Origin of the sequence: Arthrobacter sp. 1088, from assembly GCF_031455315.1 — a bacterium.
GTDB lineage: Bacteria > Actinomycetota > Actinomycetes > Actinomycetales > Micrococcaceae > Arthrobacter.
Window position 1 is genome coordinate 77729 of sequence record NZ_JAVDSM010000016.1, and the last position, 26860, is coordinate 104588.

The 26860-nt window shown below is 62.1% G+C and carries 29 protein-coding genes and 1 riboswitch; of the genes, 21 read left to right on the plus strand and 8 right to left on the minus strand.

What is annotated here, in order from left to right:
• Window positions 1-215 precede the first annotated feature (215 nt).
• Together J2Y41_RS20610 and J2Y41_RS20615 are read left to right on the plus strand one after the other, a co-directional pair.
• A complete protein-coding gene (locus J2Y41_RS20610) occupies window positions 216-1535 on the plus strand; it encodes an ammonium transporter (RefSeq protein ID WP_224164585.1) in 1320 nt (439 codons plus the stop codon).
• Window positions 1532-1870 carry a P-II family nitrogen regulator gene (locus J2Y41_RS20615; protein ID WP_223933265.1) on the plus strand — a complete coding sequence of 113 codons (339 nt, stop codon included), beginning with the start codon at window positions 1532-1534 and terminating at the stop codon, window positions 1868-1870. Before J2Y41_RS20610 ends, J2Y41_RS20615 begins: the two co-directional genes overlap by 4 nt.
• Before the next feature lie 150 nt (window positions 1871-2020).
• On the opposite strand, the gene J2Y41_RS20620 is transcribed toward J2Y41_RS20615, so the two are convergent.
• Entirely contained in the window at window positions 2021-3421 is a 1401-nt protein-coding gene (locus J2Y41_RS20620; protein ID WP_309931303.1) for a glucose-6-phosphate dehydrogenase, read from the minus strand.
• A gap of 171 nt (window positions 3422-3592) precedes the next feature.
• On the opposite strand from J2Y41_RS20620, the gene ffh reads away from it, so the two are divergent.
• Entirely contained in the window at window positions 3593-5170 is a 1578-nt protein-coding gene (gene ffh / locus J2Y41_RS20625; RefSeq protein ID WP_309931305.1) for a signal recognition particle protein, read from the plus strand.
• A 109-nt stretch (window positions 5171-5279) separates the two neighbouring features.
• Window positions 5280-6002 carry an alpha/beta fold hydrolase gene (locus tag J2Y41_RS20630; protein ID WP_224090790.1) on the plus strand — a complete coding sequence of 241 codons (723 nt, stop codon included), beginning with the start codon at window positions 5280-5282 and terminating at the stop codon, window positions 6000-6002.
• On the opposite strand, the gene thiC is transcribed toward J2Y41_RS20630, so the two are convergent.
• On the minus strand, window positions 5985-7832 hold the full coding sequence (gene thiC / locus J2Y41_RS20635; protein WP_275964515.1) for a phosphomethylpyrimidine synthase ThiC: 1848 nt from the start codon (window positions 7830-7832) through the stop codon (window positions 5985-5987). The genes J2Y41_RS20630 and thiC overlap by 18 nt on opposite strands.
• A riboswitch (TPP riboswitch) is annotated at window positions 7828-7935 on the minus strand. It overlaps the preceding gene by 5 nt.
• 97 nt (window positions 7936-8032) lie before the next feature.
• On the opposite strand from thiC, the gene J2Y41_RS20640 reads away from it, so the two are divergent.
• The 17 genes from J2Y41_RS20640 to J2Y41_RS20720 all read left to right on the plus strand — a co-directional run bounded on the left by J2Y41_RS20640 (window position 8033) and on the right by J2Y41_RS20720 (window position 21289).
• Complete coding sequence (locus J2Y41_RS20640; RefSeq protein ID WP_309931309.1) at window positions 8033-9115, plus strand: amidohydrolase family protein; 1083 nt, start codon at window positions 8033-8035, stop codon at window positions 9113-9115.
• A gap of 77 nt (window positions 9116-9192) precedes the next feature.
• Window positions 9193-10065, plus strand: a complete 873-nt coding sequence (locus J2Y41_RS20645) for a VOC family protein (protein WP_309931311.1) — start codon at window positions 9193-9195, stop codon at window positions 10063-10065.
• A 107-nt stretch (window positions 10066-10172) separates the two neighbouring features.
• Window positions 10173-10625, plus strand: coding sequence for a hypothetical protein (locus J2Y41_RS20650; protein ID WP_309931313.1), 453 nt, complete (start codon window positions 10173-10175; stop codon window positions 10623-10625).
• Between the two features lie 188 nt (window positions 10626-10813).
• Window positions 10814-11233 (plus strand): 30S ribosomal protein S16, encoded by a 420-nt coding sequence (gene rpsP, locus J2Y41_RS20655; RefSeq protein WP_017199647.1) that lies wholly within the window; start codon window positions 10814-10816, stop codon window positions 11231-11233.
• A gap of 1 nt (window position 11234) precedes the next feature.
• Window positions 11235-11477 (plus strand): RNA-binding protein, encoded by a 243-nt coding sequence (locus J2Y41_RS20660; protein WP_144659985.1) that lies wholly within the window; start codon window positions 11235-11237, stop codon window positions 11475-11477.
• Between the two features lie 131 nt (window positions 11478-11608).
• On the plus strand, window positions 11609-12160 hold the full coding sequence (rimM, locus tag J2Y41_RS20665) for a ribosome maturation factor RimM (RefSeq protein WP_224090781.1): 552 nt from the start codon (window positions 11609-11611) through the stop codon (window positions 12158-12160).
• The gene (trmD, locus tag J2Y41_RS20670) at window positions 12161-12958 is read left to right on the plus strand and encodes a tRNA (guanosine(37)-N1)-methyltransferase TrmD (protein WP_224090779.1); all 798 of its coding nucleotides are present in this window, start codon (window positions 12161-12163) and stop codon (window positions 12956-12958) included.
• Between the two features lie 266 nt (window positions 12959-13224).
• Window positions 13225-13578, plus strand: coding sequence for a 50S ribosomal protein L19 (gene rplS, locus J2Y41_RS20675; RefSeq protein WP_014922079.1), 354 nt, complete (start codon window positions 13225-13227; stop codon window positions 13576-13578).
• 80 nt (window positions 13579-13658) lie between these two features.
• Complete coding sequence (gene lepB / locus J2Y41_RS20680) at window positions 13659-14333, plus strand: signal peptidase I (RefSeq protein ID WP_224090770.1); 675 nt, start codon at window positions 13659-13661, stop codon at window positions 14331-14333.
• Window positions 14334-15167: a signal peptidase I gene (gene lepB / locus J2Y41_RS20685; protein WP_309931319.1), complete on the plus strand. Its 834-nt coding sequence runs from the start codon at window positions 14334-14336 to the stop codon at window positions 15165-15167.
• A 5-nt stretch (window positions 15168-15172) separates the two neighbouring features.
• Window positions 15173-15883 (plus strand): ribonuclease HII, encoded by a 711-nt coding sequence (locus tag J2Y41_RS20690; RefSeq protein ID WP_224090766.1) that lies wholly within the window; start codon window positions 15173-15175, stop codon window positions 15881-15883.
• 68 nt (window positions 15884-15951) lie between these two features.
• A complete protein-coding gene (locus J2Y41_RS20695; RefSeq protein WP_216923842.1) occupies window positions 15952-16296 on the plus strand; it encodes a DUF2469 domain-containing protein in 345 nt (114 codons plus the stop codon).
• Window positions 16297-16409: 113 nt separating this feature from the next.
• Window positions 16410-16775 (plus strand): YraN family protein, encoded by a 366-nt coding sequence (locus tag J2Y41_RS20700; RefSeq protein WP_224090765.1) that lies wholly within the window; start codon window positions 16410-16412, stop codon window positions 16773-16775.
• Window positions 16775-18316: a YifB family Mg chelatase-like AAA ATPase gene (locus J2Y41_RS20705; protein ID WP_309931323.1), complete on the plus strand. Its 1542-nt coding sequence runs from the start codon at window positions 16775-16777 to the stop codon at window positions 18314-18316. Before J2Y41_RS20700 ends, J2Y41_RS20705 begins: the two co-directional genes overlap by 1 nt.
• Window positions 18313-19560 carry a DNA-processing protein DprA gene (gene dprA / locus J2Y41_RS20710; protein ID WP_396133572.1) on the plus strand — a complete coding sequence of 416 codons (1248 nt, stop codon included), beginning with the start codon at window positions 18313-18315 and terminating at the stop codon, window positions 19558-19560. Before J2Y41_RS20705 ends, dprA begins: the two co-directional genes overlap by 4 nt.
• A 65-nt stretch (window positions 19561-19625) precedes the next feature.
• Entirely contained in the window at window positions 19626-20552 is a 927-nt protein-coding gene (locus J2Y41_RS20715) for a tyrosine recombinase XerC (RefSeq protein WP_309931325.1), read from the plus strand.
• Window positions 20553-20785: 233 nt separating this feature from the next.
• Window positions 20786-21289, plus strand: coding sequence for a DUF3145 domain-containing protein (locus J2Y41_RS20720; protein ID WP_309931327.1), 504 nt, complete (start codon window positions 20786-20788; stop codon window positions 21287-21289).
• Window positions 21290-21395: 106 nt separating this feature from the next.
• Here the strand turns inward: J2Y41_RS20720 and J2Y41_RS20725 are convergent, their stop codons facing one another.
• The 6 genes from J2Y41_RS20725 to J2Y41_RS20750 all read right to left on the minus strand — a co-directional run.
• A complete protein-coding gene (locus J2Y41_RS20725; RefSeq protein ID WP_224164572.1) occupies window positions 21396-22631 on the minus strand; it encodes a beta-ketoacyl synthase in 1236 nt (411 codons plus the stop codon).
• Window positions 22632-22764: 133 nt separating this feature from the next.
• A complete protein-coding gene (locus J2Y41_RS20730) occupies window positions 22765-23010 on the minus strand; it encodes an acyl carrier protein (protein ID WP_011692310.1) in 246 nt (81 codons plus the stop codon).
• Window positions 23011-23124: 114 nt separating this feature from the next.
• Window positions 23125-24186 (minus strand): beta-ketoacyl-ACP synthase III, encoded by a 1062-nt coding sequence (locus J2Y41_RS20735; RefSeq protein WP_224090758.1) that lies wholly within the window; start codon window positions 24184-24186, stop codon window positions 23125-23127.
• Window positions 24183-25112, minus strand: a complete 930-nt coding sequence (locus J2Y41_RS20740; RefSeq protein WP_224090757.1) for an ACP S-malonyltransferase — start codon at window positions 25110-25112, stop codon at window positions 24183-24185. Before J2Y41_RS20740 ends, J2Y41_RS20735 begins: the two co-directional genes overlap by 4 nt.
• Window positions 25113-25200: 88 nt before the next feature.
• On the minus strand, window positions 25201-26445 hold the full coding sequence (locus J2Y41_RS20745; RefSeq protein ID WP_224090756.1) for a CdaR family transcriptional regulator: 1245 nt from the start codon (window positions 26443-26445) through the stop codon (window positions 25201-25203).
• A 205-nt stretch (window positions 26446-26650) separates the two neighbouring features.
• A partial coding sequence (locus tag J2Y41_RS20750) for a hypothetical protein (RefSeq protein ID WP_309931333.1) occupies window positions 26651-26860 on the minus strand: 210 nt, incomplete at its 5' end.

The window sequence follows — 26860 nt, forward strand, 5'->3', positions numbered from 1 at the left end:
CTTCAATTCTGGGTATTTGCGGGGAAGTGTGACGCATGAAACATATCCGTAACAACGGTGATATGCACCATTTACGTTGGGGAGGTTGTTGTAACGAGCCCGCAATGTAAAACCTGCGCAGGCGAAACACGGCGGCACAAAAATCTTAAGCAGGACGCAAAACGGCGTCAGGACGGCGGTTGAACCGCAGATCTAGCAAGAGAGGAACGTGCACCATGGAACTTACCGCAGGTCACGTATGGGTCATGGTGGCGGCGGCACTCGTGCTGTTCATGACTCCCGGTTTGGCATTCTTCTACGGCGGCATGACCCGCGCCAAGGCAGCCCTGAACATGATGATGATGAGCTTCATCTCCATCGGCATCGTGGGTGTGGTCTGGGTGCTGTGGGGCGCGTCGATGAGCTCAGGCGAAGGCTTCATGGAGATCGTGGGCAATCCGTTTGCCACCTTCGGCCTTGAAGGTATCACCACACCCGATGGTTTGATCAAGGTCGGCTACGCGGCCACCTTCGCCATCATCACGGTAGCCCTTATCAGCGGCGCCATCGCAGACCGCGCCAAGTTCGGCGCCTGGAGCCTGTTCGTTCCCGTTTGGGTCACCCTGGTCTACTGCCCGCTTGCCTACATGGTCTGGGGCGGCGGCCTGTTCGGCCCCGAAGGCGCGATCGGCAAGGCCCTTGGCCCGGCCATCGACTTCGCAGGCGGCACCGTGGTGCACATCAACGCCGGTGTTGCAGCACTCGTCCTCGTTCTGATCATCGGTAACCGCCGCGGCTTCGGCAAGGACCCGAACCACCGCCCGCACAACATCCCGTTCGTCATGCTCGGTGCAGCCATCCTCTGGTTCGGTTGGTTCGGCTTCAACGGCGGTGCAGCAGCCACTGCTGAGCAGGCCGGCCTGATCTGGATCAACACTCTGGCGGCTCCCGCCGCAGCCATGATCGCCTGGCTCGTCACCGAACGCATCCGCGATGGCCACCCGACCTCATTGGGTGCAGCTTCCGGTGTGGTCGCCGGCCTGGTTGCCATCACTCCCGCTTGCGCCAATGTCAGCCCGGTGGGTGCCCTTGGACTCGGTGTTGTAGCCGGTGTCGCTTCAGCCCTGGCAGTCGGCCTGAAGTTCCGCTGGGGCTTCGATGACTCCCTGGATGTTGTCGGCGTCCACCTCGTGTCGGGCATCATCGGCACCGTGGCCCTTGGTTTCATCGCCCTTCCTGTCGACGGCGTTGGCGGTGGCCTCTTCTACGGTGGCGGCATGACGCAGATGTGGGCACAGCTCGCAGCTGCCGGCGTCGCAATTGCCTTCTCGGCAATCATGACGGCCATCATTGCCTTCGCAATCCACAAGACGATGGGCTTCCGGGTCTCCACCGAGCAGGAGAGCGTGGGTGTCGACCTCAGCCTCCACGCCGAGACTGCCTACGAATTCGGCGTCGGTGGCCACGGCGGAAGCTTCCAGCCGCTGCACGACCTCGTTACGGGCAAGTCTGAAGAGAAAGCTGCCGCCGAAGGCAAGGAGAGTGTCCAGGCATGAAGCTCATTACAGCGATCGTCCGCCCGGAAAAGCTCGAAGCAGTCCGGGAAGGCCTGGAAGCGTACGGGGTCCAGGGTTTGACGGTCAGCGCGGCAAGCGGCTACGGCCGGCAGCGCGGCTACACCGAGGTGTACCGCGGCGCCGAGTACAACGTGGACCTGCTGCCCAAGATCCGCATTGAGGTTCTTGCCACGGACGAGCAGGCAGATGACATCCTGGATGTCCTCATCGCCAGCTCCAACACAGGACGTGCCGGAGACGGCAAGGTCTGGACCGTGGATGTTTACGAAGCAGTTCGGGTTCGGACCGGTGAGCGCGGCTCAGCCGCCATCTAGGTCCTGAAACCAGGTTCATACACAAGGCGGGCCGGGTACCAGTAAAGGTATCCGGCCCGCCTTCTGCGTCCCCGGCCTGCTGAAGCAACGCGGGGTCACTTACGGCCCGTGGTGAGGCCATTTATGGGCCGTAAGTGACCCCGGGTTGCGTTAAGGCGCGACGGCGGTAGGCCAGTCCGCGGGTCCGGCGCTACCGGCGTCGTATTCATCCAACGGGACGGTGTCCCGCTCCCATGCCCGGAGGACCGGCTCTATGATTCGCCAGCAATCCTCGGCGGTGTCGCCCCGGACTGAAAGCAGGGGATCGCCGGTGACGATGCCCTCAAGGACTTCGCCGTATGGCAGCATGCCCGGCTCGTTGAGCTCGGTCACGAGGCTGGCGCGGTCCAAGGTGAAGATGTCCCCGGGGCCGTTCACATCGACGTCGAGTTGGAGGACATCCGGACCGAATCCAATCCGCAGCTGGTTGGGGGAGTCCACGCCGGAGAACCCGGTGGGAAGGTGGGGTACGGGACGGAAAGTGATCACCGCTTCCTTCCGCCGGCGCCCTATGGCTTTGCCGGAGCGTAAAAGGAAGGGAACGCCCTTCCAACGCCAGTTATCGATGTCCACCCGCACCTCGGCAAGCGTCTCGGTATTGCGGGCAGGATCAACGCCTTCCTCGGCGGTGTAGTCCGGCACTGTGCGTTCGCCGAGGGTTCCTGCCGCATAGCGTGCCCGCCGGGTTGACTCGCGGTAGGGGGCCTTGACGCTGCTGGCCCTCAAGACCGTGGCCACGGCATCACGGAGATCACGTTCATCGATGCTGGCTGGTGCATCGATCGCGATAAACGCCATGATGTGCAGCAAATGGCTTTGGATCATGTCACGCAAGGCACCAGCGCCGTCGTAGTAGCGGGCCCGTCCTTCAAGTGCCAGGTCCTCGTCGAAGACGATTTCCACCTTTTCGATGTGGTCGCGGTTCCACACTGGCTCAAGGAACCGGTTGGCAAAGCGCAAGCCAAGGATGTTCAGGACTGTGGCCTTGCCCAGGAAGTGGTCAACGCGATGGATGTGGTCCTCCGGGACCAGCGTGGCCAGCGTTTGGTTGAGTTCGCGTGCAGACTCACTGCCGGAGCCGAAGGGCTTTTCCAACACCAGGCGCGTGCCGGCTGGCAATTGCCCGCGCCGCAGGACCTCGCATGCCTTCTGGCTAACGTGGGGCGGCAGGGCGAAGTAGATGGCGATGGGTCCCTCCAAGCGTGCCAGGAGGTCTGCCAGCGGGCCGTCGGCCGTGACGTCCAACTGGTGGTACTCGGTGGATTCGGCCACGTTTGCCAAGGCATTACGCCCGCCCGCATCGGCTGCCTTTGACGCAGCCGCAAATGCGCCATTGACCCTCTCCTGCCATTGTTCCGGCGACCAGGGGTCCGACCCCGCGCCCACCAGCCGCAAACCGGGCGCCCTGCCCGTGCCAATAAGCCCTGCAAGTCCGGGGAGGAGCAGCCTTCCCGTAAGGTCCCCGGATGCGCCGAGGATGAGCAACGTTTTCACAGTTGTTTTGCTGGTCACTGTGCCAGCATGCCATCTTGCAGGTGCGACTTGGTACCCTAGATAGTCGAGTCCCCTGATTGGCGCAGATTTGTTGGGGTTGAGGCAAATTTGTTGGGGCAGGATTAAGTCAAGACTCTGGCGTGCCGCATTGGCCGCCAATCGCAGACCATCGAAAGAAGTGCACGGCGCGTGTTCAATTCACTCTCTGACCGGTTGACAGCAACCTTCAAGAACCTCCGTGGCAAGGGCCGCCTCTCCGAGGCTGATGTCGACGCCACCGTCCGGGAGATCCGCCGCGCCCTGTTGGACGCGGATGTTGCCGTTTCGGTGGTCCGCGAATTTACCTCGCGGATCCGCGAGCGGGCTCTGGGTGCTGAGGTGTCGGGTGCGCTGAACCCGAGCCAGCAGATCGTCAAGATTGTCAACGAGGAACTCGTGGAGATCCTCGGCGGTGAAACCCGGCGTATCCGGATGGCCAAGACCGGCCCCACGATCATCATGCTTGCCGGTCTCCAGGGTGCCGGTAAGACCACCCTTGCCGGCAAGCTCGCCAAGTGGCTGAAGGCCCAAGGCCACAGCCCCATCCTCGTAGCTTGCGACCTCCAACGGCCCAACGCCGTGACGCAGCTCCAGGTTGTCGGCCAGCGGGCAGGCGTTCCTGTCTTTGCGCCTCACCCCGGAGCCACCTCGGAGTTGGAGCACCCGGCCGGTGACCCGGTGGCGGTTGCCAGCGCCGGTGTGGCGGAAGCACGCCAGAAGCTGCACGACGTCGTGATCGTTGACACCGCCGGACGCCTCGGTGTGGACGCCGAGATGATGGACCAGGCGCGCAGGATCCGCCAGGCGATCATCCCGAACGAAGTGCTCTTCGTGATCGACTCCATGATCGGCCAGGATGCCGTCAACACGGCCATGGCGTTCGACAACGGCGTCAACTTCACCGGCATCGTGCTGTCCAAGCTCGACGGCGATGCCCGCGGTGGTGCCGCACTTTCGGTTGCGTCCGTCACGGGTAAGCCGGTCATGTTCGCGTCCACCGGTGAAGGTCTGGACGACTTCGAGCTCTTCCACCCGGATCGTATGGCGTCGCGCATCCTGGACATGGGTGACGTCCTGACCTTGATCGAACAGGCTGAAAAGGCCTGGGACAAGGACGAAGCTGCCCGGATGGCGAAGAAGTTCGCCGACCAGGAAGACTTCACCCTGGACGATTTCCTGGCCCAGATGCAGCAGATCCGCAACATGGGTTCCATGAAGAAGATGCTCATGATGATGCCGGGTGCCCAAAACATCCGCCAGCAACTGGAGAACTTCGACGAACGCGAAATCGATCGCGTCGAGGCGATCGTCAGGTCCATGACGCCGCACGAGCGCGTGGCTCCCAAAATCATCAACGGCTCCCGCCGGGCCCGCATAGCAAAGGGTTCAGGTGTGCACGTCTCCGAGGTCAACGGCCTCCTGGAGCGCTTCGCCCAGGCCCAGAAAATGATGAAGAAGATGGCCCAGGGCGGCATGCCCGGTATGCCGGGCATGCCTGGAATGGGTGGCCCCGGTGGCGGCCGCAAGAATGCCAAGAACGCTCCCAAGAAGAAGGCGCGCTCCGGCAACCCGGCAAAGGCAGCCCAGGAACTCCGGGAGGCCGAAGCCAAACGTGCCAACGCGGCCTCGGCAGCTCCTACAGGAGCGGCGTTCGGTCAGGGCGCTGCGGACTTCGATCCGTCCACGCTGAACCTCCCCAAGGGCTTCGAGAAGTTCCTGGGCAAGTAACCCGGAACCTCCGACTCAACACTGTGACAGTTGGCGCCGTTATGAATGCACATAACGGCGCCAACTGTTTTTGGGCGGCGATGTCAGGGCTCTGGACTAGGGTGAATCCATGCACAAGCAGCGCGTAGTCTTCGTCCACGGACTGGGGAGCTTTGGCGCCTCGGCATGGCCCAGGCAGCACGGCATGGCCCTGTCATATGACGCACTTTTCCTCCGCCGGCACGGCTTCGATCCCGTCGCTGAACCCCTGGAATCGGACGTCGCTGCGGATATCGGCATCGTCGTTGCTTCGCTGGAGGATGCCGGGGGCGGGCACGTCGTGGCGCATGAGCAAGGTGCAATCTCTGCCATGCTCGCAGCAGTTGAACGCCCGGACCTGGTGCACTCACTGACACTGGTTGAACCGGCTTGTTTATCCTTGACCGCCGAGCTGCCGGCCACCACTTTCCATCGTTCGCTCATGGAACCGTTGTTTGACGTGCGGAACCAGGTTCAGGATGCCGACTACGAACGCGAGTACTTCAGGCGTGCATTTTCGGCCGAAGCCAGCGGGCTGGACACGCCCGAAGCCCGCCGTTCCGCACGTCGCCTCCGGCTTCAGGCGCCTCCTTGGGAGGCGCCCCTTCACATCGTTCCCGGCGTGCCTACTCTCGTCCTTACGGGCGGGTGGGAACCCCTGTACGAAGAAATCGCCGGGTACCTGGAGGACACCGGTGCCCTCCGCCGCGTAGCAGCTGGAGGGCACCGGCCCCAGGACTCGGTTGATGGAGACCGGATTATCCGCTCATTTGTGGCCGATGTTGTCCGGACGAGGTCAGTTAAGGTTTCCTGACGCTCCGGCCGCGTGGGTAGAGGGAAGCTGCAGCTCAGGCAGGTACACCTTGCCACCTGAAGCCAGGAATTCTTCGCTCTTTTCCCGCATGCCGTCGTATATCCCCGCAATAGCTGCCTGCGCGTCGGCCGAACCGAACTCGTCCCTGATGTCCTGGCTGATACGCATCGAGCAGAATTTGGGTCCGCACATCGAGCAGAAGTGCGCGGTCTTCGCCGGTTCCGCTGGCAGTGTTTCGTCGTGGAATGCCTCGGCGGTGACCGGGTCCAGGGACAGTGCGAACTGGTCCCGCCAACGGAACTCGAACCTGGCCTTGGAGAGAGCATCGTCGCGTTCGTTGGCGCCCGGGTGTCCCTTGGCGAGGTCCGCCGCGTGCGCTGCGATCTTGTACGTGATCACACCGGTCTTGACATCGTCCTTGTTTGGCAGCCCCAGGTGCTCCTTGGGAGTTACGTAGCAGAGCATGGCGGTGCCGTAGCGGGCGATTTCCGTGGCACCGATTGCCGAAGTGATGTGGTCATAGCCGGGAGCAACGTCCGTGACCAGCGGTCCCAAGGTATAGAAGGGGGCACCTTTGCAGAGTTCCTGTTGGCGCTCCACATTCTCGCGGACCAAGTGGAAGGGAATATGCCCGGGGCCTTCAACCATCACCTGGACATCAAATTCCCATGCCCGCTGGGTCAGTTCGGCGAGCGTGTCCAACTCGGCGAACTGGGCGGCGTCATTGGCATCTGCCGTGGCGCCCGGGCGCAGCCCGTCACCGAGGGAGAATGCGACGTCGTACTTGGCGAAGATTTCGCACAGCTCATCGAAGTGCGTGTAGAGGAAGTTTTCCTGGTGGTGCGCCAGGCACCAACCCGCCATGATCGAACCGCCGCGGGACACGATGCCGGTGACGCGGTTGGCTGTCAGCGGCACGTACCGAAGCAGCACGCCGGCGTGGATGGTCATGTAGTCCACACCTTGCTCGCACTGCTCGATCACGGTGTCGCGGAAGATCTCCCACGTGAGTTTATTGGCCTCGCCGTTGACCTTTTCCAGGGCCTGGTAGATCGGGACAGTTCCGATGGGCACGGGGGAGTTGCGGATGATCCACTCACGCGTGGTGTGGATGTCATCGCCGGTGGACAGGTCCATAACGGTGTCGGCACCCCATTGGGTGGCCCACTGCAGCTTGTCTACTTCTTCGGCAATGGAGCTCGTGACGGCGGAGTTGCCGATGTTGGCATTGATCTTGACCAGGAATGCCTTGCCAATGATCATCGGCTCGGATTCCGGGTGGTTGATGTTGTTGGGAATGATGGCCCGGCCTGCGGCGACTTCACTCCTGACGAGTTCAACTTCGCAGTTCTCACGCAACGCCACGAACTGCATTTCAGGCGTGATGATGCCCTTCCTGGCGTAGTGCATCTGGGTGACGGTCTTGCCTTCGACGGCGCGGCGGGGCACCGGCTGCGCGCCCTTCCACTCAGCTGACGCTGCGCCTCGGCGGACGGCCGACTTGCCGTCGTCGAGCAGGTTCCGTTCGCGGCCGGAGTAGGCTTCCGTGTCGCCACGGCCCTCAATCCATGCGGCCCGGAAGGGCTCCAGGCCCACTACGGGATCACTGCCGGGCCCCGCGGTCCGGTACACCTGCAGCGGAGCGTTTGCCTCACCGTTTGGGGACGGTTCAAGCGCGATTTCCGTGACGGGGACGCGAATGCCGTTGGCGGGGTCTTCCAGCCAGGCCAGCGAATGGGACTTCAGCGACTGCGTGACGGTTTCAGCCGCCTTTTCGCTGGTGTTGGCCTGGTTTTCGGCAGGGCTGTGCTGTGTTTCGGTGGTGCTCAAAGGATTACTCACTTCCTTCGCCGGCATTACCCGGACAGGTTCAACGGTCGCAGACTGCTTCAGTCCGATCTCAGCCCCTGCAGGGGCCCCCGTGTGGTCGTAGACGAAGCTACCACAGCTCCCGATCCGGGGCCCAGTCATGATCCAAACGCAGACCCGTCGGTAAACCTGTGTCATGCAGGGCAGATTAGGCTTTTGCCATGGCCAACATCATCGAATTCACCGGTCCTGTGCTTGTTGCAGGAGACGACCAACGGCACGGGCTGTGGTCCGTTGATGGCAACCTGACGTTCGAACGTCCCGTGGCCGCACCCGATTCCATACTGGAGGGATGGGTCCTCCCTGGGTTTGTGGACGCCCATTGCCACATTGGACTTGGCGTCGGCGGGGCAGTTGATGAGCAGACAACCCTTGCCCAGGCCCAAGCCGACCTGAAAGCCGGCACGTTGTTGATCCGTGACGCCGGCTCGCCAAGCGATACACGCTGGGTTCAGCGGCGGGAGGATCTCCCACGGCTGCTTCGTGCCGGGCGCCACATCGCCCGGAGCCGGCGTTACCTGCGTGGATTGGGTCACGAAGTGGAGCCCGGCGAACTCGTGGAAACAGTCCGCAAGGAAGCCCGGGATGGGGACGGTTGGGTGAAACTCGTGGGCGACTGGATCGATCGCGGTGCCGGCGACCTCGCGGTTTCCTTCCCTCGGAACGTGGTGCGGGATGCGATTGCTGCCGCCCACGACGAAGGGGCCAGGGTGACGGCCCACTGCTTCGCTGAAGACACTATTGATGACATGCTCGACGCCGGGATTGACTGCATTGAGCACGCCACCGGCCTTTTGCCCCGGCACATTCCCCGTCTGGTGGAGCAGTCTGTCCCGATTGTTCCTACGTTGGTAAACATCGCGACTTTTCCGGATATCGCAGTCCAGGCCGCACCTAAGTTTCCGGTCTACGCCGAGCACATGACCCGGCTCTGGGAGCGACGACGTGAACGGGTGCTCGAGGCCTTTGAAGCCGGTGTTCGCATCTACGCGGGAACGGATGCAGGGAGTGTGATCAAGCACGGCAGGATCGCTGATGAAATGCAGGAACTTTACGACGCCGGCCTGCCAGCCACTGCCGTACTGGACGCCGCCACGTGGGGCGCACGGGAGTGGCTGGGAGCCGAGGCCATCAGCGAAGGGGCAAGTGCCGACGTCGTGCTGTGCCGGGATGATCCCAGGGAGAACCTCGCAACTGTGGCAAGCCTGAACCATGTAGTCCTTCGCGGGAAAGTGGTCTACTAGGAATAAATTGAAGCTTCAAGTAATTTAGATAGGTAGGACGTGCCGAAGGGCGGCCACCTATGAACCGGGAGCTTCACATGACGACGACATCCAACCAGGATCTCCTTCCTGCCGAACTCACCATGGGCACGGTTATGCTCAAGGTCGGCGATATGAAGGTCATGAGTGACTACTATCAGCGGGCCTTGGGCTTGGAGATCGTGGCCGAGCAGGATGGCGGGCTGTACCTGGGACGACTGGGCAAGCCTGTAGTCCACCTCGCTCCCGCGGCCGGCCTGCAGATTCCAGGCCGTGGGGAAGCGGGGCTTTTCCATACCGCCATCCTGTTCCAGGACCAGCCTTCCCTGGCAGCCACCATCGCCACGGCGGCACAGTACGAACCGCGCGCCTTTGTAGGCAGCGCCGACCATTTGGTGAGTGAAGCGTTCTACTTCACCGATCCGGAAGGCAACGGCATCGAGCTCTACTACGACAAGCCGCGCGATGTCTGGCAGTGGGATGGCAAGAATGTGGTGATGGACAATGTTGCCTTGCCGCCGCAGCGTTTCCTCCAGCAGCACTTGAGCGAGGCTGCCGTGACTGGCCAGCGGGAAGCCGCTGCCGGCGTCGGGCACGTGCACCTTCAGGTAGGTGACGTGCAGACCGCCCAGGATTTTTATGTGGACACGCTGGGTTTTGAGAGGACAGCGGGCTGGCATGGGCAGGCGTTGTTTGTTTCTGCGGGCGGCTACCACCACCATATGGCGATGAACGTATGGAACAGCCGTGGGGCCGGGCCCCGCAGGGATACGCTGGGCCTGGGCGAAGTCCTGATCGAGCTTCCATCTGCCGAGGATGTCGCCGCACTGGCTGACCGGCTGAAAGTTGCGTCCGTGGCGAACCACCATACGGGCCTGGCGTTGCAGTTCGAAGACCCCTGGCGCAACAAGCTGCGCGTGGCAGTTCGCTAAGCAACCTCCCACTGCCTTTTCGAGGGCATGGGCCGGGACTGCACTAGGCTGGGTCTTGACGGTATTCGTCCCCTGGGCCCTTGCCGCCGCCCCGTCAGCACGAACGAATGAGAGCACTCTCCATGGGCTTTGCCGAAATTTTTGTAGCCACCCACGATGAAGCCCTCAAGAGGGCGGCTGCCCTGGACCGGGGCGCCGACGTTACCGGCCCCGCCGTCAGGATTGATGGCATCACCGACTTTGAGGTCGAGCAACTGGGTGACCTTGCCGGCAAAGCCGTTCATGCTGCCGGCGCAGACTACGAACTGGCGTTGGTGGACGTCACCAGCGACGCACTCCTTGGCGTTCCAGAGGCGATGGTGAGGGCGCTTGCCGAGCTGCTGACGTACGAAAGCGAAGGCGACGGGAACGTTCTTGACGACGTCGCTGCTGCGTGGGCAGCGCAGGAAGACATGCCTTTTGGCGCGGACGAATCGCGTCAGTACGTGCAGCAGTTGGCCTCCCTGGCTACTGACGTGGAAAAAGCGGAGCGGTCAGGGCTCTACGTCTGGTCTGTCTGACCGTTGGGGCCGGGAGTGGCGAAAGTCGTAATTACTTCCCGCATCTGGCACAATGGTCAGGTACTTGATTGGCACGGCCCCTCTCTCCGTGCCCAAATCTTGTCCTTTCGAACCCCCAAGTATGGCCCGCCCCACGGGTGCAGAACGTCGGGTTCAACCCCGTTTCAGAAACAGGAGTGACCACAAAAGTGGCCGTAAAGATTCGCCTTAAGCGCTTCGGTAAGATGCGCGCACCGTACTACCGCATTGTCGTCATGGATGCCCGCGCCAAGCGCGATGGCCGTGCCATTGAAGAAATCGGCAAGTACCACCCCACCGAAGAGCCGTCGTACATCGAGGTCGCTTCCGAGCGCGCCCAGTACTGGCTTTCCGTTGGCGCCCAGCCGACCGAGCAGGTTGCCGCGATCCTTAAGATCACCGGTGACTGGCAGAAGTTCAAGGGCCTGCCGGGCCAGGAAGGCACCCTGAAGACCAAAGCTCCGAAGGAAGCCTTCGTAGCCCCGGAGAAGGGTTCCGTCATCATTCCGGAAGCCATCACCAAGAAGGCCAAGAAGGACGAAGCCGAAGCTCCGGCTGAGGCTGAAGCAGAGACCACCGAGGCTGAGTAAATTGCTGGCAGAAGCGCTCGAGCACTTGGTCCGTGGGATCGTTGACAGCCCTGAGGATGTCAAGGTCAGTGCCAGGAACAACCGCCGCGGGGAATCCCTTGAGGTGCGTGTTCACCAGGAGGACCTCGGACGGGTGATCGGCCGTCAGGGACGTACCGCACGCGCATTGCGCACTGTGGTTGCAGCCTTGGCAGGTGGCGAGCAGGTCAGGGTCGACGTCGTCGACACCGATCGTCGCCGGTAACGCGCTCAGCAATACTTGTCTTAGATCCGGCCCCTTCACCGAATATGGTGGAGGGGCCGGATTGCTTTATCGATCATTTCACTTCCGCTGCTGCCCGGCAGCGCGGGCACAACGAGAATTCAGAGGAACCCATGCAGCTCCAGGTGGCCCGGATCGGCAAACCCCATGGCATACGCGGCGAGGTGACGGTGCAAGTGCTCACCGACGCCCCCTCCGAGCGCTTCGTCGCTGGAACCGAATTCGTCGTCGAGCCGGCCTCTGCGGGCCCGCTGACCATCCGAAGCGCCAGATGGAACAAAGACATCCTCCTGCTGGGCTTCGAAGAGATTGCAGATCGCAACGCCGCCGAGGCCATCCGTGGTGCGAAGCTTTTCATCGAAACCGAAGAACTCGATGACGAAGACGACGAAGGCTGGTATGAGCACGAACTCGTAGGGTTGGAGGCGCGGGTTGGCTCACAGGTTGTGGGCAAAGTTGCCGCTCTGACCACACTGCCGGTCCAGGACCTGTTGACCATTAAGACGGAGGAAGGGAAGGAAATCCTGGTTCCCTTCGTCGATGAGATCGTGCCTGAGGTCAACATCGAGGACGGCTTCATTCTCATCACACCGCCTGCTGGTCTCTTCGAAATCAACGATGACACGGCCGGGGAGTCCAGGGACGGCGCCGGGGATGATGCCTGAATGAGGATCGATGTCGTCAGCATCTTCCCTGAGTACCTTGCCCCGCTTGAACTTTCGCTGATAGGCAAGGCACGCCAGGATGGGCTCCTGGAACTTAACGTCCACGACCTCCGGACGTTCACCACTGACAAGCACCGGACCGTGGACGACACTCCTTACGGGGGCGGCGCCGGCATGGTGATGAAGCCCGAGCCGTGGGCGCAGGCGCTCGAGTCGGTCGCCGCGGTTCGTGAGGGCACCAAGCCTGTGCTGATCGTGCCTTCGCCGGCAGGGGAGAGGTTCACCCAGGCCCTTGCCTATGAGCTCGCCGAAGAGGAACAGTTGGTCTTTGCCTGCGGGCGGTACGAGGGAATTGACGAGCGCGTCATCGACTGGGCCCACGAGCACTTCACGGTGCGGCCTGTCAGCCTTGGCGACTACGTACTCAATGGCGGCGAAGTTGCTGTCCTGGCCATGGTGGAAGCCATCGGTCGTTTGCTTCCAGGCGTGGTGGGCAATCCCGAATCGCTCGTTGAAGAATCCCACTCGGACGGCCTGCTGGAGTATCCGGTGTATACCAAGCCGTCCTCATGGCGGGACCACGAAGTGCCTCCGGTCCTGCTCAGCGGCAATCACGGAAAAATCGCGCAGTGGCGGCGTCACGAACAGTTCCGTCGCACTGCCGAGCGCCGTCCGGACCTCCTTGACCACTTCGACGCCGGTCAGTTGAGTCGTGCGGACCGCAACGCACTCGCGGACCTGGGTTACGACGTCGTGGATGGTCGCCTGCGCCGCCGCACGGAAAGCAGTGCGACATAGCGGACCCGCTGCCCGCCCCCGGGCATTGCGAGTCAGCATAGTTGGCCCGATGCCGGGGCGTGTGGCAGAATTAACCCTTGTGTCTGCTGGGCCAGCACCTGCCACAGGGGGAGCGAAGCCAACAGCCGGACAACCCGGTGCCGCCAATCAGTGGCGGAATCGGACACTAAGAAACTTCGGCGGAGATTTCCGGTTGGCTTTGTGCCGCGGGCTTGTCCGCCGTAACCCAAAGTGGATGACCTGTGGCGTTCACCAGGAGTGGATTAATGCATATCCTCGATAGCGTAGATGCAGCCTCGCTGCGTAACGATGTTCCCGAGTTCCGCGCGGGTGACACCCTCAAGGTTCACGTCAACATCATCGAAGGCAAGAACTCCCGTGTCCAGGTATTCCAGGGCTTCGTCCTGGGCCGCCAGGGTGACGGCGTTCGTGAAACCTTCACCGTGCGCAAGGTTTCCTTCGGCGTCGGCGTAGAGCGTACCTTCCCGGTACACTCCCCGATCATCGACAAGATCGAGGTCGTCACCAAGGGTGACGTCCGTCGTGCCAAGCTTTACTACATGCGCGCACTGCGCGGTAAGGCTGCGAAGATCAAGGAAAAGCGCGACTTCGCGAAGTAAGTCCACGACTTACGCAACGGGTCCAGGATCCGTGCCCGGTTTGTTCCGGAGCAATCCGCAACGCAACAGGGATACGAGTCATGGACACATCAGAACGCCAGCCCCGGAAACAGGGCTGGCGTTTTGTTTTGCTGGCATTGGTCCTTGCCGTCGCAATCAGTGGCCTGGTCCGCTCTTTGTGGATCGACGTCTACTACATTCCTTCCGAGTCCATGGAGCCGTTGCTGGGCACGGGGGACAGGATCCTGGTTTCGCGGACGGCGTTCACCGCCGGGCCCATCCAGCGTGGAGACGTGGTTGTCTTTGATGGGCGTGGGTCGTTCGCCCCGCTCAGCAGCGGTAAGGGTCCCCTTGTTGATGCGGCTGCTGCAGCAAGCCAGTGGTTCGGGCTCACGGGAAGCGACACCACATATGTGAAGCGGGTTATTGGGGTTCCGGGTGACCACGTTCAGTGCTGCTCCCCCGACGGCCGCCTCACAGTGAACGGTCAGGTACTTGAGGAACCCTATGTTTATCCCGGAGACGAACCCAGCAAACAGAAGTTCGACGTCGTAGTCCCCGAGGGCCGGCTCTGGCTGATGGGCGACCACCGATCCCGCTCTGCTGATTCCCGCGGACTGCTGGGAGCGCCCGGTGGGGGAATGGTCCCGCTTGACCGGGTGATCGGCAGACCGGTCCAGATTATCTGGCCCCTTGATAGATTTGCAGAGGTGCCTCGCTCCGCGCAGGCCGAACCATCAAAGAACGGACAATAAATGCCGGACAAAGTTCCCGAGAATCCCGAGCGGCACGACGACGACGCGCGGCTCTCGGACGGAACGGCTGGCGTGGCCGGAGTGGCTGAGCCCAGCCCGGTCGCTGACGCTACTGACGATACCGGCAACAAATCCGAAGAGGGCGAAAAGCCCCACAGGAACCCTGTCCTTGGATGGCTGAAGGAAATCGTCACGGTCGTGGCCATTGCCGTAGTGCTCTCCTTCCTTATCAAGACCTTCCTTTTCCGGGCGTTCTACATTCCTTCTGAATCCATGGAAAGCACCTTGGACGTGAATGACCGCATCTTCATCAATCTGCTGGTGCCGGAGCCCTTCGCCTTGGAACGGGGCGACGTCGTGGTTTTCAAGGATTCGCAAGGTTGGCTGCCCGCAGTTCTCAAGAAACCGGCGGGACCCCTTGATTGGGTAGGCGACACTTTGGAATTCGTCGGGTTGGCAGCCGACGACAATGAGCAGCACCTGGTCAAGCGCGTGATTGGGCTTCCGGGCGATCATGTTTCCTGCTGTGACGCGCAGGGTCGGGTCAGCATCAATGGCAAGCCAGTGGACGAAACATACATCAATCCCGCGGAAGTGCCCCAGCCCAACCCGTTTGACATCGTCGTTCCAGAGGGCAAAGTCTGGGTGATGGGAGACAACCGCAACCACTCGGCCGATTCCCGGGCGCACCAGGAAGTCAATGGTGGTTTCATTAATATCGAGGACGTTGAAGGCAAGGCCACGGTCATCGCCTGGCCCGTCAACCGGTGGACGGTGCTGGACAATTACCCGGATGTCTTCAAGAACGTTCCCGCGGCCACGTCAGGAAAGTAACGGCCATGGGAAGCACCCGGCTGAAAACCAAGACACCGACCGACGTTCCAACCCTGGACGTCGAGCGTTCCTTCCTGTCTCCCCGGGTTCGACTGCTGGCAGGTGTGGACGAGGTTGGCAGGGGAGCCCTGGCTGGCCCCGTGAGTGTGGGAATCGCAGTGGTCAATCTTCAGGACCACGCCCTTCTGGCCGATGTCAGGGACAGCAAATTGCTCAAGCCCGAGGATCGCGACAGGTTGGAGCCTTTGGTCCGGGACTGGGCTGTAGCGTCCGCAGTTGGACATGCGTCCGCCCGCGAAATCGATGAGGTGGGTATCATAGCTGCCCTGCGCCTGGCGGGAACGCGGGCGTGGTGTGAGATTCTGGCCGGTGGCATCACGCCCGACGTCGTGTTGTTGGACGGCAGCCACAACTGGCTTTCTCCGGAAGTTCAAGCTTCACTGTTCGACACCGCACCCACAGGACCCTGGTGTGAAGCTCCGGTCCACACGAAGGTAAAGGCAGACATGAGCTGTCTCAGCGTGGCTGCTGCCAGTGTTTTGGCAAAAGTAGCTCGCGATCGGATCATGGTTGATCTCCACTCTGAAGTACCGGCGTACGGCTGGAACGAAAACAAGGGTTACGCCACCGCAGCCCATCGCGAAGTGATCAGGCTGCAGGGTCCCAGTGCCTATCACCGGACAAGCTGGAACCTCACCGGGCCGGACGTTGTCTGACTGCTTGCTTGGCAGCGTGTGTCCTGCTGATGGCGTCCGGTGCGCGGCAGATGGTGCAAGATGGAACTATGAGCGCCGAGGACCTTGAGAACTATGAAACCGACATGGAGCTGCAGCTCTACCGTGAATACCGGGACGTTGTCGGTTTGTTCAGCTACGTTGTCGAAACTGAGCGGCGTTTCTACCTGGCCAACCATGTTGATTTGCAAGCCCGCAGCGCAGACGGCGAAGTCTATTTCGATCTAACCCTGCAGGATGCGTGGGTTTGGGATGTTTATCGTTCAGCCCGCTTCGTGAAAAATGTCCGGGTAATAACGTTCAAGGACGTCAACGTCGAGGAACTTCCACGCAATGAAGACCTTGCGTTGCCCAAGGATGGCGGCCTGGGAGATCTGGGCGATCTCGGGAATTAGCCCCGCTTCCGCATAACTCTTCCTCCACAAGACGGTGATGTGACGGGTTTACCCACATAGCGCCGGGACTGTCTGTCACCGACCGCTGCCAGCGTGAAAGCTGGGTAGCGGAGGTGGTGCTCATGAGGGCAAAAGACATTCTTGGCCGTAACGGCGAGGCTTTGGCCGCAGGATTCCTGGAAGGCCAGGGCATGCGGATTGTCGATCGAAATTGGCGGTGCGCCGACGGTGAAATCGACATCGTGGCGTTGGAGGGCGACACCCTGGTGGTCGCGGAGGTAAAGACCCGCAGCAGCCTGGATTACGGACATCCGTTTGAAGCCGTGGGTCCAGCCAAGCTGGCACGCCTGCACCGGCTCGCGTCATCGTGGTGCCGGGAGCATGAACTGAATGCTCCGCAAAGACGTGTGGACGTGGTGTCGGTCATCCATGACGGCATTGGAGACCCCCAGCTGGAACACCTGAGGGGTGTTGGCTGATGGGGGTCGGACGCAGCTACTGCATTGCCCTCGTTGGCCTCAACGGCTACATCGTCGAGGTAGAAGCCGACATCGGCCAGACGCTTCCCGCTTTCGTGATCCTGGGCCTCCCGGATGCCGCATTAAACGAAGCCAAAGAACGAATACGCTCCGCGGCACAGAACTCGGGAATTCCTCTGAGCCGGAGGAAGATCACCGCCAATCTCATTCCAGCATCCTTGCCCAAACGTGGTTCGGGCTTTGACCTCGCCATCACCATGGCTGTTCTCCGTGCTGCGGAGGACATTCGTTCGATCGATGGAACAGTCTTCATTGCCGAGCTCGGTTTGGACGGCCGGCTTCGGCCGGTGAGGGGCATCCTCCCGGCCGTGATGGCTGCCGTCCAGGCGGGGTATCCGGAGATTGTCGTAGCAGAAGCAAACGTCGCGGAGGCAACATTGGTGCCGGGGGCTCGCGTCACGGGATACCGGACTCTTGCCCGGCTGGCGTACGACTTCGGTGCGGACCCCAAAGAACTCGCCCTGGACTACGACCCGCCCGGTGCTGATCCCGGGGATGAAAATGATGACGCAGAGGGCATCGTGCCCGATCTTTCCGACGTTTCGGGGCAATCGGAGGCCCGGCGCGCCCTGGAAGTCGCAGCGGCAGGTAGCCACCATATGCTCCTGACCGGTCCACCGGGTGCCGGTAAGACGATGCTCGCAGAGCGTTTGCCAGGACTCTTGCCGGACCTGGCGGACAAGGCGGCAATGGAGGTTACTGCCATCCACTCCCTGGCGGCGGTCCGCTCATCAACCGGAACATTGCTCCGGAGGCCGCCGTTTGAGAATCCCCACCACAGTGCTACTTCAGCTGCCATCATCGGCGGAGGCTCGGGGCTTCCCCGTCCGGGCGCTGCCTCGAGGGCACACCGTGGGGTCCTCTTCCTGGACGAGGCTCCCGAGTATGAACGACGCGTCCTGGATGCCCTGCGGCAACCCTTGGAGAGCGGCGAGCTGGTCATTCACCGTTCGGCGGGAACGGCAGCTTACCCCGCCCGGTTTCAACTGGTACTGGCAGCCAATCCTTGCCCCTGCGGCAAAGCCTCGGGCAAGGGGATGGACTGTACCTGCACCGCAATAATGCGGCGGCGGTACTTCGGCCGAATATCTGGTCCTCTCCTGGACCGCGTCGACATACAACTCCAAGTGGAACGCGTGTCCCTTGCCGATTTTGGACAAGCAGGTACCGAAGAGCGAACGGACGCCGTTGCAGGACGGGTACTGGCTGCGAGGCTGAGGCAGGCCGAGCGCCTGGGGGCGTTCGGCATTGAGACCAATTCCCAAGTACCGGGACGCACCCTTCGTGGGGAACTGAGGCTGGCACAGGGCACCACCCGCATCCTGGACACGGCCTTGGAGCGAGGCATTCTCACTGCCCGGGGATACGACCGCGTCCTTCGCTTGGCGTGGACGCTGGCAGACCTGGACCATAGCAGGGTTCCCACTGCAGACCACATCGGACAAGCTCTCGGCCTCCGGCAAGCAACGGCGACGACATGAAGGACAACGTGACGAAGGACGAACTGGCAACGGAACGCACAAGCGCAGTCGTGTTGGGGAAACAGGAAAAGGAAAGGCTTGCACGGGCAGCACTGGCGCGTCTGATGGAACCACAGGATTCCGTGGGGCTCGCCTTGGTTCATGCTGTTGGAGCTGTTGACGCGCTGGGTATCGCGACCGGCGAACTCGCTGTCGGCCCACGCCTGGAACAGGAAATTTCCACCTTACTGACCGAAAGCGGAGGCCCGGCTTCCTGGCCGGGGCTCACGGCCAGCAAGCGACGGTGGGCTCCACGTGTTCCGGACCTTGCACCGGACCGTGACCTGGAGACGATGAAGAGGCTCGGTGGCCGCCTGATCGTTCCCGGCGACGAGCTATGGCCAGGGCAATTGTCGGACCTCGGCCTTCAGGAGCCTTTGTGCCTGTGGTGGCGCGGACACGAGCAACCCCTTCCATCAACCCGGCAGACCATCGCGCTGGTGGGGTCCAGGGATAGCACGAGCTACGGAGCATCTGTGACGGGGGACCTTGCCTACGGCTTGGCCCAACGTGGATACTGCGTAGTTTCCGGTGGAGCCTATGGCATTGACGCCCACGCCCACCGTGGGGCCCTCCGTGGCGGGGTCGCAAACGTACCGACCATTGCAGTCATGGCTGGGGGAGTGGACCGCTTCTATCCCTCCGGAAACGAGGATCTGCTTCGTGCTGTGGCCAACCAAGGAGCGGTGATTTCCGAGGTGCCACCCGGATCTGCCCCTACGAGGTACCGGTTCCTGCAGCGAAACCGCCTCATCGCCGCACTGGCGGCTGTCACGGTGGTGGTGGAAGCACGATGGCGCTCAGGCGCACTGAACACGGCCCATCACGCCGAGAGCATAGGACGGGTAGTGGCAACTGTCCCGGGATCCATTCACAGCGCGAATTCGGCTGGGTGCCACAGGCTGCTCCGCGATGGCGGGGCGATCTGTGTGACGGACGTTGGAGAAATCGCTGAATTGGCCGGTCGGAACGGTGAGGTGATCGGCTCCGAGAAGGATTCGCCGGCCGCGCCTCATGATGGCCTGTCCTTGGAAGACCTGATTCTCCTGGACGCCTTACCGCTTCGATCGGCAAGTTCCGTGGAGAAACTCACAATAGTTGCCGGCCTCAGCCCGGACACTGTCCGCGCGGGCTTGGGGCGATTGGGACTGCTGGGACTCGCGTCCTCGGAACGGGGGGCTTGGAAGCGCACCAAGAATGCGTAGGGCGGACAAGTAGCGAAGCATGTTGATACGCAGCGACGGTCCATGTTGCTGGCAAAGTTGGAAGGGTGGACGCAGAATTATTGCCGGCATCGCTCAAGAGCGCAGCGGAGGGATTCGAACGCTACCTACGCGGTGAACGCGCGAGGTCGGCACATACTGTCCGCGCCTATCTGGCAGATGTGCACAGCCTTCTCGGATTCGCGGTCCAGGAGGGCATACGCGATCTCGATGAATTGGAGTTGGGTTCTCTGCGCCGGTGGTTGGGCGCACAAAGCGAAGCCGGCATGGCCCGGTCCACCCTCGCCCGCCGGGCTGCCACGGCCAGGTCGTTCACTAAGTGGGCTTTGAGGGAGGAACTCATCGCCACGGATCCAGCCATTCGGCTGCAGGCTCCTAAACGCGTGAAATCGTTGCCTGGAGTCCTGCAGCAGCAGCAAATTCTCAGGGTCGTGGATAGCCTTGACGCTGCCGCGGCGGATGGAGGTCCTCTGGCCATCCGGGATCGAGCGATGGTGGAGTTGCTGTACGCAACCGGCGTGCGGGTTGGGGAGCTTGCCGGGCTGGACATCGATGACATGGATCCGGATAGACGGACCCTCCGCGTCATTGGCAAGGGAAACAAGGAGCGTACCGTTCCTTTCGGAGTTCCAGCTGCCCTTACCATCGACGACTGGCTTCGCCGGGGACGCCCGGCGCTGGTGACTGCCACGAGCGGGCCGGCTCTGTTCCTGGGCGTGAGAGGAAACCGCGTTGACCCACGCCAGGTCCGTGCGGTTGTAGCCGTCCTGCTGGAGGCACTTGGCGACACGGCTGCAACGGGGCCCCACGCCTTGAGGCATAGTGCCGCGACCCATCTGCTGGATGGTGGGGCGGATCTTCGCGCCGTGCAGGAAATTCTTGGTCACAGTAGCCTCGCCACTACCCAGATATACACCCACGTTTCCGTGGACAGGCTTCGGAAGAGCTACCAGCAGGCACATCCCCGGGCCTGAACATAACGCCCAAAGAGTCGCACTGGCGGAAAAGGGAAGGGTACGGCAAAATGAAAGCACCACCGCCGAACCTTCAATTTAGGGTTGAGGGTTCGTTTCGTGTCACAATCTAAGAGTCTTAGCTAATTGAATAGCCTGCAGGGTCCATAAGAATGACAGGGCCGGGCAGCAACAGAAAGACATCCGCTGCAGAGGTCGTTGGGGAAGACGTACCTACAGCTATGGAGGATGGAATGTCTGTTGCAACAACCCGCGGTGTCCTTTTCGTGCACTCGGCCCCTACGGCGTTGTGCCCGCACGTTGAGTGGGCCATCGGATCGGTCGTGGACAAGCGGACCGATCTTGAGTGGACCCCTCAGCCAGCTGCGCCCGGAATGTTCCGTGCCGAACTGTCTTGGACAGGTGCGCCCGGCACGGGTGCCCAGTTGGCGTCTGCTCTTCGGGGCTGGGCACACCTGCGGTACGAAGTGACTGAAGAACCCAGCCAAGGCGTGGACGGGGCCCGATGGTCGCACACTCCGGAATTGGGGATCTTCCATGCTGTCACGGATGTGCACGGCAACATCATGGTCAGTGAGGATCGCATCCGCTATGCCTATGAGTCAGGAGCGGGAGATCCGTCGGCCGTTTACCATGAGTTGTCGTTGGCCCTCGGCGAAGCCTGGGACGAGGAACTGGAGCCCTTCCGCCACGCCGCTGAGGGCGCCCCGGTCCGGTGGCTGCACCAGGTCGGGTAGCAGCAACGCCTGACCGCCACAACATTCCCATAGCAACAGAGAAGGGCCCACCTGATGGTGGGCCCTTCTCGTCCATTCACCTCACGGCATCCGGCGGACGCAGCTCCTAGACGTTGCGGACGGCGATGACAGCGTTGTGTCCGCCAAATCCGAACGAGTTGCTCAGCGCGACGATGTCGCCCGAAGGCAGGTCACGGGCGGAGGTTACGACGTCGAGGGGGATCTCGGGATCCTGGTTCTCAAGGTTGATGGTGACGGGTGCCTTGCGCTCATAGACGGCCAGCACAGTGAGGACAGCCTCTACAGCCCCGGAGGCGCCCAGGAGGTGCCCCATCTGGGACTTGGTGGCAGAGACCGCCACGTTGTCCACGTGGGTCCCCAAGGCGGCACGGAGGGCCGTGTACTCGGGCTTGTCGCCAACCGGTGTGGAGGTGGCGTGGGCATTGACGTGGACTACGTCTTCAGCCTGGATCCTGCCGTCAAACATTGCGGCCTTGAGTGCGCGGGTGGCGCCGAGACCTTCGGGGTCAGGAGCTGTGATGTGGTAGGCGTCAGCTGTGACCGAGGTTCCGGCAAGCTCAGCATAGATGCGGGCGCCGCGGGCGATCGCGTGCTCTTCTGCTTCAAGTACCAGGGCACCGGCACCCTCACCCATGACAAAGCCGTCACGGTCGACGTCGTACGGACGGGAGGCGCGCTCAGGATCGTCATTGCGGCGTGAGAGTGCCTGCATGGACGAGAAAGCCGCCAAGGGCATGGGGTGAATCGCGGCTTCCGCCCCACCGCACATGACCACATCGGCCTTGCCCGAGCGGATCAGGTCCAAGCCAAGGTGCAGGGCCTCGGTACCGGATGCGCAAGCAGAAACTGGAGTGTGGGCTCCGGCGCGGGCGCCGAGGTCAAGGCTGACGGCAGCGGCTACGCCGTTGGGCATAAGCATGGGAACGGTCATTGGCAGGACCCTACGGGGACCCTTGTCCCTGAGGGTGTCCCATGCATCAAGGAGCGTCCATACGCCGCCGATACCCGTGGCAAAGGCCACCGCCAGGCGGTCGTGGTCGATGTCCTCGATGCCAGCGTCGGCCCATGCCTCCCGGGCAGCGATGACACCAAACTGCGTGGATGGGTCCATGCGCTTGGCTTCCACCCGGCTCAGGACTTCCAGGGCCGGCGTCGAGCACCGGGCAGCAAAGTGGACGGGGAGGTCGTACTTGGCCACCCACTCGTCTTCGAGCGTGCGGGCACCTGAGACCCCTTTCAGCGCGTTCTGCCACATTGTGGGGACGTCGCCGCCGATGGGAGTGGTGGCCCCCAGACCGGTTATGACTACTTTGCGTGCCATGCGATCACTCTCTGTCGGATCAGCCATCCCGTCTGCGGTTTTTGCAGGGGACGGCAGGAAAAACTTTGGGCGTTACTGCGGCTGTGCCGGGCACAGGGTCAACCACCCTGGCCCGGCACAGCAGGTACCAGGCTTAGGCCTGGGCGTTTGCGATGAAGCTGACGGCGTCCCCGACGGTCTTGAGGTTCTTGACCTCTTCGTCCGGGATGCGTACGCCGAACTTCTCTTCGGCGTTCACGACGATGGTCATCATGGAGATGGAGTCGATGTCCAGGTCCTCGGTGAAGGACTTGTCCAGCTCGACGGCTTCGGTAGCCAGACCCGTTTCTTCGTTGACGATTTCAGCCAGGCCGGCCAGGATTTCTTCGTTGCTAGCCATTGTTGGCTCCTTTTCTTGTTGTGCCGGCTATGCCGGAAAGGGGGCAAACCGCGGTTACGGTTTGGGTTTGTAAGTCATATTCAGTTGGCTGGAGGCCGCGGGGCCTGTCCAGGTCTATGGCAGGACGACTACCTGGGCACCGAATACCAATCCAGCGCCGAAGCCGATCTGCAATGCCAATCCACCGCTGAGTCCAGGGTTCTCCTGAAGCAGGCGGTGCGTGGCCAGCGGGATGGAAGCGGCTGACGTATTGCCGGCTTGGGCGATGTCGCGGCCAATGAGGACTGTCTCGGGAAGCTTCAGCTTCTTCACCATCTCATCGATGATGCGCATGTTCGCCTGGTGGGGAACAAACGCGGCGAGGTCGCTGGCTTCGATCCCGGCAGCGTCCAACGCTTGCTGGGCCACCTTGGCCATTTCCCACACGGCCCACCGGAAAACAGTCTGGCCGTCCTGACGCAGCGTAGGCCAAACATCCTGCGTTGCAGAGATGATTGCGAGGTCATCTGTTTCGTCCGAGTGGCGGGCGGATTCACCCAGCTTCTTGACGTCTTCCAAAGAGTGGGTCATTCCGATCGCGTCCCACTTGCTGCCATCCGAGCCCCATACTGAAGGTCCGATGCCGGGAGTGTCGGAGGGGCCCACCACTACTGCGCCGGCACCGTCGCCGAGCAGGAATGAGATGGTGCGTTCGTGGTTGTCGATGACATCCGAGAGTTTCTCGGCGCCAACCACCAGAACATATTCGGCAGAACCGGAGCGCACCAGCGCGTCTGCCTGGGCAACGCCGTAGCAGTACCCTGCACAGGCGGCGGAGATGTCGAAGGCGGGTGCCGGCGTCGCGCCCAAACGCTCCGTAAGGGCAGCGGCGGCTGACGGTGTTGCGTAAGGGTGCGTCACGGTGGAGACGATGACTGCGCCCAGCTGGGAAGGTTCGATCCCGGCCTGCTTGATGGCCTCGCGGGCGGCACCTTCGGCCATGTCAATGACGCTGACATCGGCAGCTGCGCGGTGGCGGGTGATGATGCCGGTGCGCTGACGGATCCATTCATCCGAGGAATCGATCCACTGGCAGACGTCGTCGTTGGTGACGATGACATCGGGACGGTATGCGCCGATGCCCAGGATGCGGGCGTTCTCGTTGACCGTAGCTTTCTTGAGTACGGGAGTGCTCACGCCTGTCCCTCCAGTTCAGCGAAAAGTGCCAGCGCCGCAGACAAATCGTCCGGGGTTTTGACAGCAACTGTCTTGACGCCGGGCATTCCACGCTTGGCCAAACCAGCAAGGGTGCCGGCGGGAGCCAATTCGATCACACCGGTGACTCCGCGGGCGGAGAGGTTCTCCATGCACTGGTCCCACCGGACGGGCCGGGACACTTGTGCAATCATGCTGTCGACGGCGGCAGTACCCGCCGTTACTTCCTTGCCGTCGTAGTTGGACAGAAGGGGGACTGTCGGATCCTGCGGGGACAAGGAAGGCTTGAGGGCTTCCAGCGCGCTGACGGCGGGAGCCATGTGCGAGGTGTGGAAGGCGCCGGCCACCTTCAGCGGAATGACGCGCGCCTTGGCCGGCGGGTTGTCAGCCAAGGCCTTGAGCTGCTCGAACGTTCCTGCGGCCACTGTCTGGCCGGCTCCGTTCACATTGGCGGGAGTGGCGCCCGACGCCTCGATGGCGGCGAGGACCTCCGCGGGGTCACCACCGACCACTGCACTCATGCCCGTGGGGGTTACCGCTGCTGCGGCAGCCATACTGTTGGCCCGCTCGCGGACGAAAGTCATGGCTTCCTTCTCAGTGAGGACGCCGGCAAGGGCTGAAGCCGTGATTTCACCGACGGAGTGCCCTGCAAGCACAACGGGAAGTGTGTTGAGTTCGACGTCGAACAAAGACCTGGCTGCCACCAAGCCCGCGGCCACGATCAGGGGTTGGGCCACTGCGGTGTCTTTGATGGTTTCTTCATCGGACGTGGTTCCGTGGGCCTTGAGGTCGATGCCTGCGATCTCGCTCAGGGTGGCCAATTGGCCTTCGACGGAGGGGAGTTCCAGCCAAGGGGCCAAAAATCCAGGGGTCTGGGAGCCCTGTCCAGGGCAGACGATTGCAAGCACGTATCCAGCTTTCCAAATTGCCACGTGATCCACTGGTGTTTTCGTACACCAAGCTCACTGGGTCAGTTTGTAGGAAGTCTACAACGGTTCAGTTCTGTGAACGCGATGCGTGACGCTCGGGGGCGGCTTTGGGCTGGGCCGAAAGCCGGCCCACCACCAGGGCAGTTTGAAGTACGAATGCTTCCCTTGGGAGGAGCGGATCCCAGCCAGTCACATCGCAGACACGCTTCAAACGGTAGCGCACAGTGTTGGCATGGACGAACAATTCACGCGCTGTGGCCTCCAATGAATGTCCCAGCTCGAGGTAGGTTCCCAAGGTTTCCACCAAGCCGTTCGAGGCTGCCAGCAGCGGGCGGTAAATATTCTTGATGAGGGACCGCCGGGCCGCATCATCCCCGGAAACAACGCGTTCCGGGAGGAGATCGTCCGCTGCGACAGGTCGAGGCGCCGAGGGCCAGGCGCGGGCTGCGGTAAGGCCGGCGAAGGCGGCCTGGGCCGACGTACTGGCCTCCAGTAACGAGCCGGCCTCGGGCCCGTACACGACTGCGCCCGGCGCAAACAGTTCACTGAGCTTCAAGTACGCCGTATCGCGGTCCTGGACCCCGCCGAGGATGAGGATGAGGCGGTCACCCTGGATTCCTACGAGCGCGTCTTCTGCGAAACGGCCGGCAGTCCGGCGTAAATCGCTGACGTAGCTGGCGCTGGGCTCCGATGGCGAGTTGCCCACCATGACGGTGAAGCGCTCCTGCGCCTTCCAACCCAGGGCGGCGATCCTTGACCGCAATGCATCTGTGTTCTCGCCCCGCAGGATTGCGTCCACAATCAGCGCCTCAAGCCGGGTATCCCAGGATCCCCGTGATTCCGCCGCGCGGGCGTAGACATCCGCGGCCGCGAACGCCACTTCACGGGAGTAGCGGAGCACCGCCTCGCGGAGCGAAGGCTGGTCCGATTCAGGAGCGATCACAGGAACCTGGTCCTCGACGACCTCCACTACGATCCGGATCAACTGCAGGGCCTTCTGCAGGCTGATGGAGCGGGTCAGTTCCGTGGGTGCATTGCCGAAGACGTCGGTCAGGATCCACGACGGCGAACTGGGGCGCTCGTACCAGGTCACGAAAGCGGCAATGCCATTTTGGGCCACGAGCCCCAAAGCGGAGCGTTCATCAGAGCTCAGTCGACTGTACCAAGGCAGCGATTTCTCAAGCTGCCGCATGGTGCTGGTGGACAATTGCCCCACATTTGCACGGAGCTGCCGCAGGGTCTCCGCCTTTTCCGGCGACAATGCCTGGGTTGCTGCTTTGCGCTTTGTAGTGATTTTGCTGGGCTCTGCCATGGAACGAGCATACGGTGCATCACGGGCAAGCTCCATTTGTGCGAAGGCTACAACTTATGTTGTCGCTGGTCACGTCATGTTGAGCGCAGAAAAGCCTTTGTTAAACGCCCGACGGCGGCCCCCACCTTCCGATGGAAGCCGCCGTCGCGGGTACTGCCTGAGTTCGTACAACCTGGACTGGTGCCCTGGTTTTCCGGGTTCCTTCTTAGGCGTCGCCGCCTGCTCCGCCGGTGGTGCCGGCGTTCACATCCAGGAGCCGGTACTTATCGATCGCCTTTTCCAGGGCACCTTCTTCGACTTCACCCTTGGCGGCGAGGAGTTGGAGGGTTTTGGCGACGATGGAGTGGGTGTCGTTTTTGAAGTAGCGGCGGGCGGCTTGGCGGGTGTCGGAGAAGCCGAAGCCGTCTGCTCCGAG